Source organism: Salinicoccus sesuvii, assembly GCF_042648145.1.
Lineage (GTDB): Bacteria > Bacillota > Bacilli > Staphylococcales > Salinicoccaceae > Salinicoccus > Salinicoccus sesuvii.
Genome location: NZ_JBHRWV010000009.1, coordinates 157,362 through 172,814, shown reverse-complemented (window position 1 = coordinate 172,814; position 15,453 = coordinate 157,362). Strand labels below are relative to the sequence as shown.

Sequence of the window (15,453 nt, the reverse complement as noted above, 5' to 3'; positions counted from 1 at the left end):
TCGAATCTTATCAAATTTCGTTTGAACATAGAGGAGAATAAATGGATCAGATAGTTGGTATTGGATTACTCGTACTTTTACTCGCTTTTTTTACAGTCTTCACCTACTACGCCCCACACGGTGGTAAGGCTATGGGCGCGCTCGCAGCAGCAGCAATTGCCACATTTTTGGTGGAGGCGCTCCAAACTTTTGTGATCGGGGACATTTTCGGCCTTCCATTTTTTCAGGAAGCAGGCACTGAAGCAGGCTTACTGAGTGGCGTTATTGTTGCTTTTCTCGTAGCTTTGACGATGGGTGTCAATCCACTCAATTCCGCACTTATCGCTGTTTCCTGCGGTGGTATCGGACTCATACCGGGCTTTTTTGCGGCTTACCTCATCTCTTTCGTTGTAAAGTATATGGAGCAAAAAATTCCCAACGGGCTAGATTTTATAGTGGTCATCATAGTCATCGTACCAGTCACGCGATTGATCGGCCTGTTGATTTCCCCGCTGATAGATGCATCACTGCTCAATATTGGTAATATTATCGTGGTCGCTACCGATACAAGTCCCATCCTCATGGGGCTCATGTTAGGTGGCATCATTACTGTAGTCGGAACCTCTCCTCTCAGTTCAATGGCACTTACGGCACTTCTTGGGCTGACAGGTATTCCGATGGCTGTGGGAAGTCTGGCAGCCTTTGGCTCTGCATTCATAAATGGAACCCTATTTCATAAACTTAAGATAGGGAATATGAAATCCGTGCTGTCGGTCGCAGTGGAGCCTTTATCAAAAGCAGATGTCGTCTCAGCCAACCCAATCCCCATATATGCTACGAATTTCATCGGTGGAGGATTAAGTGGTATTGTCATTGCTTATTCAGGGCTTATCAATGATGCGCCAGGCACCGCAACACCTACGGCTGGACTCCTTGTGCTCTTTGGTTACAATCCTGCAACTCAAGTCATTATATATGCAGTCATCGTAGCAGTAATATCGGGTATTGTCGGTTATATCGGTAGCCATTTTTTCAGGAACTATCCTGTTCGCAATACAGACTTCGATTAGACTAAAGCAGTCTCTAAAATATACAGTAAATCAAAAAGCACATCAGTAATAGCTGATGTGCTTTTTGTATTAAAATCATATATCTATCCGGATGTACCGGACACAACTTCTTCTTTAGCCGCCACTGTATTCTTTTCCTGAACCAGTAACAAGGCTGTGAATCCGACCAGACTCGGTATGGCGAAAGCCATGAATGCCGTTTGAGGAGAGATACTTGTCATAAGTACTAATCCAATCAGTATTGGAGCGCAAATCGAGCCAAGACGCCCGATACCTACTGCCATACTCAGTCCTGTGCCCCTTATGTCAGCCGGATAGAAGGTGCTGATATAAGGGTTGACAAGGTTCTGGGTACCGCCTGTGCAGGCTCCGCCAATAGCGATTAATACATATAGGAGTATAGGCGTCTGCGTGACACTTAGAGCAACGAAACTAACAGCACCAATGAGATACATTAATAGAAGCACATTGCGATGGCCGATGCGGTCTACGAGGGAGCCACCCGCCAGCGAACCGATAATCTGTCCCACTGCCAAAATGAGTATGAAGGAGAGGCTTGAAGCAACACCAAAGCCAGATTCCATCATGATAGTGGGAAGCCACGTGTTAAGGCCATAGATCATCATCAAGCAACTAAATACCATGATCCAGAAAGCCACGGTCGTGAGAGCACGTCCTTCTTGGAACAGCCTATTCACCGGAATCCCCCTGCCAGTGCTTGTGACAGTAGCGAGCTCGAACCGATGTGCTGCCTGGTAGTTACCTTTGGGATCGATCTGATTAAGGATGTCTGCAATCTTGCTTCCTTGATTTCTCGGGACATGATAGGACAAGGACTCTGGAAACTGTTTTAGAAAAAATGGCAGCGCCAGGAGTGGTAGAACGCTGATCCAATACATGAAACGCCATCCGAGAGCTTCAAGTAGCACCATGCCGATAATGGACGCAAAGATTGCTCCGAAGGAATAGCCACAATACATAATCGCCACAATCATTGCCCGATTCTTCTTCGGTGAATACTCTGTCATGAGAGAGATGACAACAGGCATGAGTCCACCCATTCCCATTGAAGCAATAAAGCGCAGGATGATAAAAACTGTCTCATTCGGGGCGAACCCAGCGAGCATATTAAATAGACTGATGATGAGCAAGCATGATGCCATTACTCTTTTGCGTCCGATCACATCCGACAGAGAGCCAAGAATAAATGTGCCGGCCATCATGCCAATCAAGGCATAGCTACCGAGTGCGCCGCCTTGTGCGGCGCTGAGGCCAAATTCCTGAGTCATCAGTGGTAGACCAATGCCATAGAGTGCGATATCAAAGCCGTCGAATGATATCGCAAAGAAACACCATATGAATACAAGCAAATGAAATTTGTTGAAGCGACTCTCATCGATGACTGCTTCCAATTGAACTGTGCGCATTGCTTTCCTCCCTACTGCCTACTTAAGACCAGATATCCTGTGCGATTTCCACAACATGCTTAAGCTTTTTCCATTGCTCTTCTTCACTCAGTAGATTGCCTTCCTCGGTAGATGCAAAGCCGCATTGGGGGCTGAGTGCAAGCTGTTCCAAAGGCACATACTGGGTTGCTTCCTCGACTCTTTTTCTTATTTCATCCTTGCTCTCGAGTTCACCGTGCTTTGAAGTGATGAGGCCAAGTACGATAGTAAGATCTTTGCGGTTGACATGACGTAATGGTCTGAAGTCACCTGCACGGTCACTGTCGTACTCAAGAAAGAATGCATCAATATTGAGCTTGCCGAATATTTCTTTAGCTACAGGCTCATAGCCACCTGAAGAAATCCATGTAGAACGGAAGTTTCCACGACAAATATGCATTGTAATTTTAAGATCTGACGGTCGATCGGCAACAGCCCTATTCAGAGTCTCGAGATACTTTTGTACAAGATGACCGGGATCAAGTCCTTTGTTTTTGAGTTGCGTTTTCTGTTCTTCAGAACAGAGGTATGCCCATGAGGTGTCATCAAGCTGAAGGTAGCGGCAGCCTGCATCATAGAAAGCATTCAAAGCTTTCTTATATGCGTTCGCCAAATCATCAAAGAACACATCTTCATCGGGGTAAATTGCCGGATCAATTTCTCCACGAAAATGCAACATACTTGGACTCGGAATTGTAAATTTGGCAGTATGATTTTTCGCTTGTTCAGCGACATATTTAAAATCTTCGAGCATCGGATGATTAGTGAAATCGAGTTTTCCAGTCACTTTGATAGCTCTCGATTTCGTTGTTTTTTCTTTAAAAGCAATCCCTTCCCCTGACCAGTAGCCGTCAACACCATCAAGTCCTTCAAGAAAATCGAAGTGCCACCATGAACGTCTTAGTTCTCCATCAGTAATTGCTTTCAGTCCAAGAGACTTCTGCTTTTCAATGATTCTATTAATTTCTTCGTTTTCAACTTGTTTTAAAGCTGCTTTGCTGATGTTTCCTTCCGAAAACTGCTGTCTTGCTTTTTTAAGTTTTTCAGGGCGCAGTAGACTCCCGACATGGTCTGCTCTATATATGTATTTCGTATCCAGTGTATTCACAAAATCCCTCTTTCAAAATGATGTTGTATAAATCCTATCATGCATATAAGATATAGTGTAACGGTTAAATATTATAGTGCGTTATAACTAATAGCTATATCTGGGAGATGTGTCATGAAACTTCAACAGTTGAAATACTTTATAGAAGTCGTGTTGAGCGGCTCCATTAACGAAGCAGCAAGGAGGTTGTACATATCCCAACCTACGCTCTCTAAAGCAATCAAAGGACTGGAGAACGAACTTGGGATTGTACTTTTTATAAGGACATCCACAGGCATCTCGCTTTCCCGTGATGGGGCTGAGTTTCTGAGTTATGCTCGCCAGATTAATGAGCAGGTCGAATTACTAGACCGGCGCTATTTCAATGCCGAGCCTTCACAACAATTATTCTCAGTTTCCTCTCAGCATTATTCCTTTGTGGTGGATGCCTTTGTGGACATGATCAGCAAGTATGGCGGGGAGAAGTATCAGTTTGCGATCCGAGAAACACGGACATATGAAATTATTGATGATGTAAAGGATATGACAAGTGAAATCGGAGTTCTCTATATCAGTGCTTTCAATGAAAAGGTACTACTTCAACTTATTAGTGAAAAAGGGCTCGAATTCACTGAACTTTTTGAAGCTACTCCACATGTTTTCATTAGCAGAAGCAGCCCATTGGCGGTAAAGAGATCAGTAACGCTTGAAGACCTTGAGCCTTATCCAAGACTTGCTTTTGAACAAGGGGAGTTCAATTCATTTTACTATTCCGAAGAAATTTATAGCACAATCCAAAGCTTGAAGAGCATCCAGGTTAGTGATCGGGCGACATTGTTCAACCTGTTGATCGGACTTGATGGTTATACCATTTCAACAGGAATCCTCAGCGAAGATTTAGATAGTCCAGAGATTGTTCAAGTTCCATTGGAAGTAGAGGATACAATCAAAGTAGGATGGGTGATCAGCAAGAAGGTTGAGCTCAGCCGCATGGCACGTCTGTACCTCGAAGAATTGAGGGCGCGGACGCAGCATATGCGTTGATGTTTCACGAGAAACAAGCTAGCACGGAACCTATGTTTGTATGGTAGAATGGAAGCAAATAGTCATATATCAACTACTGTAGTAGAAAGGGATATGTAATATGAAAGTGGCTTTATTTGATTTTGATGGCACCTTGTATCCGTATGAAACATTCAACGTTTTGATAGATCATTTGAAGCACCACCCTAGGTACAAAACAAACTATGGTCGTTTTGTAAGGAAGTTTGCGCCTATCTATTTTGCATATAAAATGAAAATCGTCAAAAAATCGAAGATGCAGAATAAAGCGATGGAATACTATTTGTTGTCCTTTAAAAATAATACACGAAGTGAAATAGAGTCTTTTTTTAAGGAAGTCGCTAGTGATATGATAGATGACTTGAGGGCGCCGTTGGTTGGAAAAATGAGGCAGTTGAAACAGGACAACTATTATATAATGCTTATATCCGGGGCTTTTATCCCCCTTCTTGAAGCAGTGTTCGAAGGATTTGATATCGATTGCATTGTTGGCTCGGAAATAAAGTATAAGGGCGACAAACTGGATTATAGATCACGCTTTGAACGCGTCTATGCCGACCGGAAAATTGATATCATCAGACAACACTTTGCAGACAAGCAAATCGACTGGAAGAACAGTGAGGCATATAGCGATAGCCACACGGACCTCAAGATGCTCGAGCTAGTCGGCAGACCGGTAGCAGTAAAACCAGACGATAGGCTCAAAGCCATTGCTGCCAGAAATCAGTGGCAGATTCATACCGACTAGGTCGAATATTAGTCTTAGTACTTGGTTACGTGATAGAATAGGATGGTAAATTAGACTAATGGAGTGTGATAGTATGAGTTTGATTGATATAGATGCAAGTGAACTTTACCCTACAGAGAAACTCGGTCCTTCAATAGAAGGCACAATAATCTACAAAGTAGGTGATCAAACCCACTTTAAAGGTGCTTATATTACTACAAATGAACGTGTCGTTATGAACGTAGATATGAATGGTGAATCTTACAGACGCTTCTTCAGTTATCAAGATATACTACAGGCGACGATCGAAAACAATACACTCTTCATTGAGTTCCCTCAAGGCATGGGAAAAGTGGCTATGATCGATGTCGTACAAGGCGATGTTGATGCATTCATAGAGTATGTGAATGATAAAGTGAAATAAGTAAAAGAAGACTCAGGGTACTATTCTCCTGAGTCTTTTTTATGTTCTATTTTACTGTTTTTATATCTGTCATATAGATACCTAGCAGATATGATAAGTAGATATATGAATATACCTCCAGCAGCATTGGCCACATCTGTGATGAGAATGAGGAAAAAGAATAGTATTACCGGGGCAATAATGAACATGGAAATATGTTTCATGGAGTGCTCCTTTACGTAGGTAGTGTATTACATAACCAAACGGGACATACGAACATTTGAAAGCTTTTACATATTAATAAAAAAGGGTATAATTAACAGATAATGATCAACTTTTTACGACTGATTATTCATTATATACCATCTCGCTTTCGAATTGGAGTATTAATGAATGGGAATGCGCCTGGCATGTTTGTATCACCTCACTAGTAGTATCCATATATTTGAATCTTGATAAGGGGTCTTGAAGTTATTATGAAAAGTATGATAAATAATACCGACGTAATTCTTATTGGAAGCGGAATCATGAGTGCGACACTTGGAACGCTTCTTAAAGAAATCAAGCCAGAATGGAATATCGAAATCTTTGAAAAACTCGAAGCAACGGCACAGGAGAGCTCAGACGCGTGGAATAATGCGGGGACGGGGCATTCTGCCTTATGTGAGCTGAACTATACACCCGAAAAAGCAGATGGTTCTTTAGACATTACTAAAGCTATTCATATAAATGAACAGTTCCAGCTTTCTAAGCAGTTTTGGTCCCATCTAGTTGAAACGAAGATGCTTGAAAAGCCTGAAGACTTTATTATGCCTGTACCTCATCTCAGTTTTGTGGAAGGTCAGAAGAATGTCGACTTTTTACGAAGACGTGTAGAGGCTTTAACTGAAAACCCACTATTCGACGGGATGGAGTTTACAGATGACCTTGACACTTTAAAAGAATGGATGCCTCTGATGATGCAGGATCGTAAAACTGATGAACCGATTGCTGCAACGCGTATAGAAACCGGTACGGATATCAATTTCGGTAACTTGACACGTAAACTTATCTCAATTCTTGAAGAAAAGGGAGTGACACTTAATCTCGGGCACGAAGTAGAGGACATTAGAAGAACTGAACATGGAAAGTGGCAGGTTAAGGTGAAGGATCTGAAAACTAACAGAACTGCTTACTATACATCTAAGTTCATCTTTATTGGTGCGGGAGGAGGCAGTTTACCACTTCTTCAAAAGACAGGCATACCTGAATCAAAAAAAATTGGTGGTTTTCCTGTAAGTGGGCAATTCATGGTCTGCCAAAATCCTGAAGTTGTAGAAAAGCACAATGCGAAAGTCTACGGTAAGGCTAAGGTTGGAGCACCGCCAATGTCTGTGCCTCATCTCGATACACGCTATATTGATGGAAAAAAGACGTTGCTTTTTGGACCATTCGCAGGGTTCTCACCTAAGTTTTTAAAAACCGGTTCGTATTTCGATTTGATTGGTTCCGTAAAACCGAATAATATGCTTACAATGCTCTCTGCCGGAGCCAAAGAAATGGGATTAACAAAATATCTTATCCAACAGGTGATGCAATCGAGTGAAGAAAGAATGAATGATCTAAGGGAGTTTGTTCCTTCGGCTCAGAGTGAGGATTGGCAGATTGTTGTGGCCGGTCAACGTGTTCAGGTCATCAAGGATACAGATAAAGGAGGTAAGGGGACGCTCCAATTCGGCACAGAGGTTATCACCTCAGAGGATGGCTCCGTTGCAGCTTTGCTTGGTGCTTCTCCCGGTGCATCCGTATCAGTGGAAGTTATGATTGATGTCTTGAAACGATGCTTCCCAGAGGAGTTTCCTGACTGGGAAAGAAAGATTAAAGAAATGATTCCTTCCTATGGCATCAACCTTTCAAAGCAACCTGACATTTTCGAGGAGATCAATGAAATGGTATCGAGAAAGTTGAATTTGAAACCTCAAGAAGAAGGCGCCTTGCTAAGCTGACAAAAATCCCGTAACGCTTTCGTTACGGGATTTTTTAATGGGATTGAGGAGTAGCTCCTCCTTTTATAACACCTATCGTTATATTATTTTGTAACGCTAGGCATTATTTTCAGACCTGAAAGCAACGATACCTGATACAATAAACGCTATACCAAGCAATACTATAAAAAACATATTTAATTCGAATGATGGTCCTATATTGATAGAAGATGCAAGATGACTGAATAAGAGGTAGACCAGAAAAAGTCCTCCGCCTACAAGGAAATAGAGCCCATATTCTCTCCACAACGGCCAGTCCCTGAAGGCGATCTTCCGGTAAATATAAAAGACCAGGTAAACGAATGTAGCTCCAAAGCTAGCGGTAAGAATCATTTCTGCTAGGAAAGGAAGAATACTTAAAGTGGTTATGAAAGCCGCTCCGTCAATCAACCGAAAAAGTATTTCAATTGTGTAGTCGAATAAGAGGTTTAGTCCAGTAAGTATTACAGCGAGAATTGCCGCAAGACTAAGTATATTCCTCTTGGTCAGCCGTTCAATTAGATCATCTGCAAAAGCTTTAGAATCTCCTCGAGTGACTTGTTCAATGCTCTTACCTTCTCTTTGTGCCTGGATAAGCTGCTTTAGAAATTCATTTAGAACCTTTTCTGTTTCTCGGCTCCGAGCGGCAGTATTTACCCTGATATATGTGATGATTTCCATACATGACTTGTTGTAACGAGGATCCAACTTCTCGAGCAGTCTATAATTTTCTTTCTGGAGTTCTTTTTGTGATTTAGACATAATTCTATTCCTTTCTTCGTGTGGTCTACCTATTATTTTTACGCTTTCGAGTGACGAAGAGAAATGTAAAAATCACATCGATGATAAGAAGTAGAATGATAGCGTAGGTCAGGTTGCCGGTGGTTAGGTATACTCCCAAGAAACCGAGTATCGGTATAAGCAGAAACAGTACGTAAAAAATATTCATAAGATACTCCTTTCGGTAGTAACATAGAATGGATGGTTTTATTTGAGGATATTATAGCATTTAGAATGTTTTATACAAATTATAAACAGTTATAAGACAATACATGCTAAAATATTCAGAAAGATTGAGGAGGATGATCTATGGAGTATAAATTGGGATTTATTGGTGCGGGTAAAATGGTTAATCATATTGTCAGCGGGCTACTGAAAGATCATGAAATGCAAGAGAAAATTCTCGTTACAGGAAGAAGTTTAGATAAGCTCGAAAAATTCAGAGCAGACAAGCAAGTAGAAGTGAGTACGGACTACAATAAACTTGCTGATTGCGACATTATTATAAATGGTGTCAGTTCTAATCAGATTCTGAGTGTATTCGGTGAAATTAAAAATCATGGTAAAAAAGATGCGCTTTACATATCTATTGCGGCAGGTGTGACTATTGAAGAAATGGAGACGATATTAGGAGATAGGAAAATCATTCGCAGTATGCCAAACATTGCAGTATCGGTACAAGAAGGTGTAATGGTAATGTCTGCTAATAAACGTTTAATAGAAGCAGATAGGCAGTTTACTGAGAGTGTATTTGGTAAAATCGGTACTGTTGCTTGGGTAGATGAATCGCTAATGAAGTATACTCCGTCACTTACAGGTTCTTCGCCTACCTATGGCTTTCTTATGATTGAAGCAATGGCTGACCAGGCTGTAAGTGTCGGTTTCTCACGTGAGCAAGCCTATAAGCTTGCTGCACAGGCAGTTATAGGTGCTGGTAAACTTGTACTGGAAACCGGAACACATCCAGGAGTACTCAAAGATCAGATTACAACTTCAGGAGGGTCCACGATACAAGGTGTCATGGAACTCGAAAACCAGGGTTTCAGAAATAGTGTTATCAAGGCAATGAAAGCGGTCAATGAAGCAAACAAAAAGTAACAGGACTCGAGTCCTGTTACTTTTTGTTTAGAACGCCATTTACTTTTTTAATTCATACTATTATAATAGGTTATTAATTGTTGAATTTCTGTTCTAAGCGTTATAATTAACATTTAGCTGACATATCGCACACGATATTCGTTGTAATCTTTAGTTGTAACGTTAAAGTAATGTTTTGTTAGATATTTTATATAAAAAGCTTGGTAGTAACCTGGAAAGGGGGAACTAGAATGAATAAAAAAGTAAGCGTTGTTGTTTGGGAAAAGCAGGACTGTCCGTACTGTGAGGAAGTAAAGCAACATTTGGCTGACAGTGGCTTTGAGTACCAAATTGTCGATGTATCTGGAAACGATGCGTTAAGAGAGGTACTCAAGGTCAAGTATGGAGTAGATCATGTGCCAGTTGTTGAAATCGGTTTCGGCAATAGATATGATGCCGTTACTGAAATTGGCATACCAAAGCTTGAGAAAACAATCAGGCACTACAGAATGTCCAGCTAGCTAATATGCCCCCCAATAGACATATCGTTTTCTTGAATTGCAATATCCGAATAAAGCAATAAAATTAAATAATGACTGTCTTCCGTCGTGGAAGACAGTCATTGTGCCTACATATTTTTTAGAGCCTGTTCAAAATCATCTATTAGATCTTCAACATTCTCAATACCTACGGAAAGTCTAAAAAGACCTTTTGTGATTCCTTTTTCAATGCGTTCGTGTTCTGGTAAGTCTTTATGGCTCGAAGTCTCTGGGTGAGAAAGAATGGACTCAACGCCGCCTAGGCTGACAGATACGAGAGGGATGTTGAGGTGATCTGCAAAACTCTGAGCTTTGTTCTCTTCTGCCAGTTTGAAGCTGATAACAGCCCCTGCATGGGTAGCCTGGGACATATGAACTTCGTTTTCTATAGGATAGTAGACGTGTGCGATACTCTGGTGATCCTTTAAAAACGTGTGTACTTTCTCCGTATTTTCAGTAGATTGCTTCCATCTCAAAGTCAGTGTTTTAAGGTGCTGATTGAGCATCCAACAGTCGTATGTGCCTAAACCTAGCCCCATTGCAACCTGAAGTTCCTGAAGCTGTTCACTGATAGATGGATCGTTTACAATTACAGCTCCAGCAATCAAGTCGCTATGTCCACTTAAAAATTTAGTGGCACTGTGTATTGTCATATCTGCGCCAAGTAGAAGTGGGTTCTGACCAAGTGGTGTCATGAATGTATTGTCCACAACTACCTTGATATCTCTGACTCGAGCAACTTCAACCATACGTTTTATATCTGTTATTTGCAGGGTTGGGTTTGAAGGTGTTTCCATATATATAGCTTTCGTATCTTCTTTGATTGTATCTATAACGTTGGTGATATCACTTTGATCTACTGAAGTGAACTCCAGACCAAAGCGTTTTAATACTGTTTTAACAAGCTGGTATGTGCCTCCATACATATCATTCGGCATTATAATGTGGTCACCGGGGGAGAAAGTCATAAGGGCTGCACTAATGGCCGACATGCCCGAATTGAAGGCAAAAGCAAACTTACCATGTTCAAGCCTAGCAAGCTTCTCTTCAAGTTTTTCTCTGTTCGGATTTCCGTGACGTACATAGAGGTGTCCCTCTTCGGAATCAAGACTTGGGCGTAGGAACGCAGTGGAATAATACAAAGGCTGATTAGCGGTCTGATAATCCACTCCACGTTTGTCGTCTATTATCATGTCCGTCTCTTTTTTGTAATCCATCCTATGCCCCCCTTTTCGCTTTAGCTAGGGCCTGTATTAAATCCCCTTTAATGTCTTCAATGTTTTCGATTCCTACAGACAATCTAATTAGTTGTTCATCTATGCCACGTTTGATTCTCTCTTCATCTGGCATATCGGCATGTGTCTGAGTGAATGGGAACGTGATGAAAGTTTCAGTGCCACCTAGACTTTCTGCGAAAGTACAAATTTTTATGTTCTCTAGAAAAGCACCTACATCGTAATCCTTGCCAAGTCTCAAACTCATCATTCCAGTGCGTCCAGAATATAATACCTCATCTACTGCATCATGGTCTGTAAAGTATGCAGATAACGCCCGTGCATTTTCAGTCGATCGCTCCATTCTGAGGTGAAGTGTTTTCAAACCTCTGAGTAGCAGATACCCATCAAAAGGAGACAGTGTCGCCCCAATCATGTTGTGGTGCATTCCCAGTGTATTGCCTAGAGACTCATCCCGTACGGTTACAATCCCTGCAAGGACATCGTTATGGCCACCGATATACTTTGTAGCAGAATGCAATACGATGTCAGCACCTTCAGTCAGTGGCTTGTAATAGAAGGGGGTCAGGAATGTGTTGTCAACGACGGTCATGATATCGTTTTCCTTTGCCAGCTTATAAATAGGTTCAAGCGCAACCTCAATCATTGACGGATTCGTAATTGGTTCGATGAAGAAAGCTCTCGTGGAGCCGTGAATGGATTTTCTGACCGCTTCAATATCATCGAAGTCCACGTATATGAATTTCACACCATACTGTTGTTCGTAGAATTCGAAAATCCTGAATGTTCCCCCGTAAAGATCAAAGCTTACAAGTACTTCGTCTCCCGGTTTAAACAGATTGCATACAAGTTGTATGGCTGCCATGCCACTTGAAGTACCAAAAGCATAAGTTCCTTGCTCCAAGTCTGCAAAAGCTTCTTCAAAATGTGAGCGTGTCGGATTTTTAGTTCTCGTATAATCAAATCCTGTCGACATTCCGAGTTTTTCATGTTTATAGGCGCTAGCTGTATATATTGGGCTTGTTGTTGCTCCTGTGATATCTTTAGTCATGCCGATCTGTGCCAGTTTTGTTTCCATAGTATTCCTCCTGTTTTATATAAATAAAAAGCTTTCATCCTATCCGCAGAGAGTGGTCTGCCGGGAGAATGAAAGCTAAGCGCATTACACATCACATGTTGTGGAATATGCCAGCCTACATATTATCCATCATTCAGAACATGTTTTGTAATGAGGGAAGGTACAAATAGTTCCCTAGGTTTCTCAGGGCTTTAAAGTATTCTTTCAAGTGATTAGACAGCTTAGAGAACCCTCACCTTATTTAACATTTATATTAAATTATTTATCTAAACCAATATACAAATTTATAGACGCAAAGTCAAACGCATTTTCAGATACTTTAAAATAGTTGGAATGCACATAATAGTAATGCTATAGGTTAGAAGACACTCTTGTAAAATCAATAAACACCATCTTTTAAGCGTTACGACTAAATCTATGTAAAGTATCGTCTAAGTATTGCATTAAAGTCTTATATATAAGTGTATTTATTCTTATATAACGCATATAGCACCAGCGATACAAATACGTTATAAAATAAAGAAATCAATTTACACGATGACATGGACACTTACAAATATAATGTTATAATAATGGTAACTATAGTTATGGGAGAAGGATTAATTATGAAAGAGATGAATCAAACAGTTTATTATACAACTGCACAGATGAAAGATAAGGTCGAGCTGTCAGACCAAAATGTCCGCAAATATGTAAGGCTACTGGAAGACAGGAATTACGAAGTAGCTAAGGATGAACATAATAGAAGGCTTTTCTCACAGGGAGATGTAGCTGTGATGAAGGAATTCATCAGATTGGCAAAACAACCTGGATATACTCTCGAAACAGCAGCTGATGAAATCATCAACAAAGTACCTGAGATTATTACGGAAAAATCTCAAAATATACCGGCAAGCATTACTAATAATGATATCAATCATATGCTTGGTGTTGTTATGGATAAACTTGAATCGATGCAGCAGGAAAACAGAGAGCTTAAGAATAATGTACATAGACTGGTTGAGAAGCTTGATGAATATGGTAAGTATTCACAGACACTTTCTTTACAGTACAGTGATGATAGCGATGAATTAAAGGATGAAGATCTACCTGCTTCCAAAGCCGCTGAAGATACTTTTCATGAAGATTCTGCAATTGAAGAGCCTGCTCCGGAGCATGAAGAACACACAGAAGTGGCTGGGAATACGATATCTACAGACGATTCTGAAGCTCAGTCTAAGCAAGCCTCTTCTAATGTTGATATGAATAGTTATGCCGACCTCGAAGCGGATAAGAAAGAAGAGTCTCAGGCTGAAGAGCTGCCGAATCACAATTCGGAAGAAAAGAGTGGGTATTTCAGCAAGCTGTTTAGTATGTTTAAAAAATAGAATTGAGTTTATAGAACTGGAGTTTTAATATGCCAAAAGTAATTTGGATCACAGGTGCATCAAGCGGATTCGGTATGGCGGTTGCGTTGAAGCTGTTACAAGACACTGATCACATCGTTTGTGTTAGTGCCAGAAGAGCACATCTGCTCGATGTTCTTGTCAAAAAAGGTGCCCATGCCTATCCTGTTGACGTCACGGAAGGTCGCCAGTTGGCGGAAGTGTGCCTTTCCATACAGAAAGATTTTGGTACGATTGACGCAGTACTTGTAAATGCAGGTTTCGGCGTGTACGGAGCTATCGAAGAAGTACCGGAGGAAGCTATGAGGCGCCAGTTTGAAGTTAATGTCTTTGGTGCAGTTGAAACGATACGGAATGTGATGCCTACTATGCGAGCGCAAGGTGCAGGACGTATAGTATTGACAAGTTCTTCAGCAGCCCATGTTTCCAGTGCAGGCATGGGATATTACGCTGCAACGAAGCATAGCATTAAAGCGATTGGCACAGCTCTAAGGCAGGAAGTACGGGAGCTGGGAATTGAGGTGGTCATGGTAGAGCCTGGCGTTGTAAAGACTGCTTTTGGTCAGGTTGCTCTCGATGAGAACTACATGGCAGTCGAAGGCTCTGCCTATTATAACCAGATGCAGCAGGTGAAAGCATTCATGCTAAATGCACTTGATCAGGCACCTGGTGTCGAGCGGACAAGAGATATTATGGTAGAAGCCCTAACCAACCAGCGTGTAAAATCTATTTATCGTACGACACGGGGCTCTCTAGCTTTGAATTTAGCGAGTAAGTTTCTACCACCGGTGCTATATGATGCCATAGTAAAAGAGGCAATTAGAAGGATGCACTAAAGTTTCCATAATTTTATGAAGCGCCGGACTTTCATCAAATTGAGATACATGTCACTATTATGAAAGTCGTTAAATTTCTTTGAATTGGAATGATAGCATGTTCGAAACTATTACCTTCGGCGTTTTTACACTCTCTCTAACTTACTTGGCGATTCTTCTTTCACTGATTATTACCTATTTGATGTTATGGGATTCGGATGAAAAGCGTTCCCTTTTCAGGGAGTGGACCATTACCCTCGTCATTTTGTTTCTGATCTATAAGATTACATATATTTTCTTTGATTGGAATTCCTTCATCAATAATCCTTCTGGAGTGATTTACTATAGTGGAGGGACAGAGGGGCTTCTAATTGCTCTACTAGCAGCATTCGGCTATTTGTTTTACAAGTCTAAAAGCCTATTTCACGTAGAAGGGTACTGCATATTTGCAGTTTCTTTTCTTGCTCTCTATGGTATCCTCGAGTTCAGAAGTCTGATGCAGTGGCATTATATTGCCCTAACAATTATAACGCTCTTAGCGCTTATAGCTATATACTTCATCTGGCGACGTTTCAGAGCGATACTCGTTATTTCAATAACGATATTTATAGTACAGTTAATTACAAGGTTCTTTATATATAGCGGTCCTGAGCTAATCGGTTTAAGTATTATCCAATGGTGGCTTGTGCTGAGCTTTATATATGTTTTAATATCAACTGCAAAGGACCCTGAGAGTGATTAGGCAAACAGAGCCCCCCGGTATGAACC

General features: G+C 41.1%; 17 protein-coding genes. 10 read left to right on the top strand and 7 right to left on the bottom strand.

Annotated features, from left to right (window positions below; translation table 11 throughout):
• The first annotated feature begins 41 nt into the window (after window positions 1–41).
• Window positions 42–1,049, top strand: coding sequence for a PTS sugar transporter subunit IIC (locus ACFOJ8_RS11430; protein ID WP_380650745.1), 1,008 nt, complete (start codon window positions 42–44; stop codon window positions 1,047–1,049).
• 83 nt (window positions 1,050–1,132) lie between these two features.
• Here the strand turns inward: ACFOJ8_RS11430 and ACFOJ8_RS11425 are convergent, their stop codons facing one another.
• Together ACFOJ8_RS11425 and ACFOJ8_RS11420 are read right to left on the bottom strand one after the other, a co-directional pair.
• Entirely contained in the window at window positions 1,133–2,476 is a 1,344-nt protein-coding gene (locus ACFOJ8_RS11425; RefSeq protein WP_380650743.1) for an MFS transporter, read from the bottom strand.
• 22 nt (window positions 2,477–2,498) lie between these two features.
• Entirely contained in the window at window positions 2,499–3,602 is a 1,104-nt protein-coding gene (locus ACFOJ8_RS11420; RefSeq protein ID WP_380650741.1) for a 5-methyltetrahydropteroyltriglutamate--homocysteine S-methyltransferase, read from the bottom strand.
• A 114-nt stretch (window positions 3,603–3,716) separates the two neighbouring features.
• Between ACFOJ8_RS11420 and ACFOJ8_RS11415 the strand changes: the two genes are divergently transcribed.
• From ACFOJ8_RS11415 to ACFOJ8_RS11405, 3 genes are all read left to right on the top strand, one after another.
• Window positions 3,717–4,625: a LysR family transcriptional regulator gene (locus ACFOJ8_RS11415; RefSeq protein ID WP_380650739.1), complete on the top strand. Its 909-nt coding sequence runs from the start codon at window positions 3,717–3,719 to the stop codon at window positions 4,623–4,625.
• A 100-nt stretch (window positions 4,626–4,725) separates the two neighbouring features.
• Window positions 4,726–5,391 (top strand): HAD family hydrolase, encoded by a 666-nt coding sequence (locus tag ACFOJ8_RS11410; protein WP_380650737.1) that lies wholly within the window; start codon window positions 4,726–4,728, stop codon window positions 5,389–5,391.
• Window positions 5,392–5,464: 73 nt separating this feature from the next.
• A complete protein-coding gene (locus ACFOJ8_RS11405) occupies window positions 5,465–5,794 on the top strand; it encodes a hypothetical protein (protein WP_380650735.1) in 330 nt (109 codons plus the stop codon).
• 20 nt (window positions 5,795–5,814) lie between these two features.
• On the opposite strand, the gene ACFOJ8_RS11400 is transcribed toward ACFOJ8_RS11405, so the two are convergent.
• The gene (locus tag ACFOJ8_RS11400) at window positions 5,815–5,997 is read right to left on the bottom strand and encodes a hypothetical protein (protein ID WP_380650733.1); all 183 of its coding nucleotides are present in this window, start codon (window positions 5,995–5,997) and stop codon (window positions 5,815–5,817) included.
• Between the two features lie 252 nt (window positions 5,998–6,249).
• Here ACFOJ8_RS11400 and ACFOJ8_RS11395 point away from each other — a divergent pair, with 252 nt between their 5' ends.
• On the top strand, window positions 6,250–7,758 hold the full coding sequence (locus ACFOJ8_RS11395) for a malate:quinone oxidoreductase (protein WP_380650731.1): 1,509 nt from the start codon (window positions 6,250–6,252) through the stop codon (window positions 7,756–7,758).
• 96 nt (window positions 7,759–7,854) lie between these two features.
• Here ACFOJ8_RS11395 and ACFOJ8_RS11390 read toward each other — a convergent pair whose 3' ends face one another.
• Together ACFOJ8_RS11390 and ACFOJ8_RS11385 are read right to left on the bottom strand one after the other, a co-directional pair.
• Complete coding sequence (locus tag ACFOJ8_RS11390; protein ID WP_380650729.1) at window positions 7,855–8,538, bottom strand: hypothetical protein; 684 nt, start codon at window positions 8,536–8,538, stop codon at window positions 7,855–7,857.
• A gap of 25 nt (window positions 8,539–8,563) precedes the next feature.
• Window positions 8,564–8,725 (bottom strand): hypothetical protein, encoded by a 162-nt coding sequence (locus tag ACFOJ8_RS11385; RefSeq protein WP_380650727.1) that lies wholly within the window; start codon window positions 8,723–8,725, stop codon window positions 8,564–8,566.
• A 140-nt stretch (window positions 8,726–8,865) separates the two neighbouring features.
• Here ACFOJ8_RS11385 and proC point away from each other — a divergent pair, with 140 nt between their 5' ends.
• Both proC and ACFOJ8_RS11375 read left to right on the top strand, forming a co-directional pair.
• Window positions 8,866–9,654 carry a pyrroline-5-carboxylate reductase gene (gene proC, locus ACFOJ8_RS11380; RefSeq protein ID WP_380650725.1) on the top strand — a complete coding sequence of 263 codons (789 nt, stop codon included), beginning with the start codon at window positions 8,866–8,868 and terminating at the stop codon, window positions 9,652–9,654.
• A 230-nt stretch (window positions 9,655–9,884) separates the two neighbouring features.
• Window positions 9,885–10,154 (top strand): glutaredoxin family protein, encoded by a 270-nt coding sequence (locus tag ACFOJ8_RS11375; protein WP_380650723.1) that lies wholly within the window; start codon window positions 9,885–9,887, stop codon window positions 10,152–10,154.
• 107 nt (window positions 10,155–10,261) lie between these two features.
• On the opposite strand, the gene ACFOJ8_RS11370 is transcribed toward ACFOJ8_RS11375, so the two are convergent.
• Both ACFOJ8_RS11370 and ACFOJ8_RS11365 read right to left on the bottom strand, forming a co-directional pair.
• Window positions 10,262–11,389: a trans-sulfuration enzyme family protein gene (locus tag ACFOJ8_RS11370; protein ID WP_380650721.1), complete on the bottom strand. Its 1,128-nt coding sequence runs from the start codon at window positions 11,387–11,389 to the stop codon at window positions 10,262–10,264.
• Between the two features lies 1 nt (window position 11,390).
• The gene (locus tag ACFOJ8_RS11365) at window positions 11,391–12,485 is read right to left on the bottom strand and encodes a PLP-dependent transferase (RefSeq protein ID WP_380650719.1); all 1,095 of its coding nucleotides are present in this window, start codon (window positions 12,483–12,485) and stop codon (window positions 11,391–11,393) included.
• Window positions 12,486–13,090: 605 nt separating this feature from the next.
• Between ACFOJ8_RS11365 and ACFOJ8_RS11360 the strand changes: the two genes are divergently transcribed.
• The 3 genes from ACFOJ8_RS11360 (at window position 13,091) to ACFOJ8_RS11350 (ending at window position 15,427) form a co-directional block, all read left to right on the top strand.
• Window positions 13,091–13,852, top strand: a complete 762-nt coding sequence (locus tag ACFOJ8_RS11360; protein WP_380650717.1) for a hypothetical protein — start codon at window positions 13,091–13,093, stop codon at window positions 13,850–13,852.
• Window positions 13,853–13,881: 29 nt separating this feature from the next.
• Window positions 13,882–14,706 carry an SDR family NAD(P)-dependent oxidoreductase gene (locus ACFOJ8_RS11355; RefSeq protein ID WP_380650715.1) on the top strand — a complete coding sequence of 275 codons (825 nt, stop codon included), beginning with the start codon at window positions 13,882–13,884 and terminating at the stop codon, window positions 14,704–14,706.
• A gap of 97 nt (window positions 14,707–14,803) precedes the next feature.
• Complete coding sequence (locus ACFOJ8_RS11350; RefSeq protein WP_380650713.1) at window positions 14,804–15,427, top strand: hypothetical protein; 624 nt, start codon at window positions 14,804–14,806, stop codon at window positions 15,425–15,427.
• Window positions 15,428–15,453 lie beyond the last annotated feature (26 nt).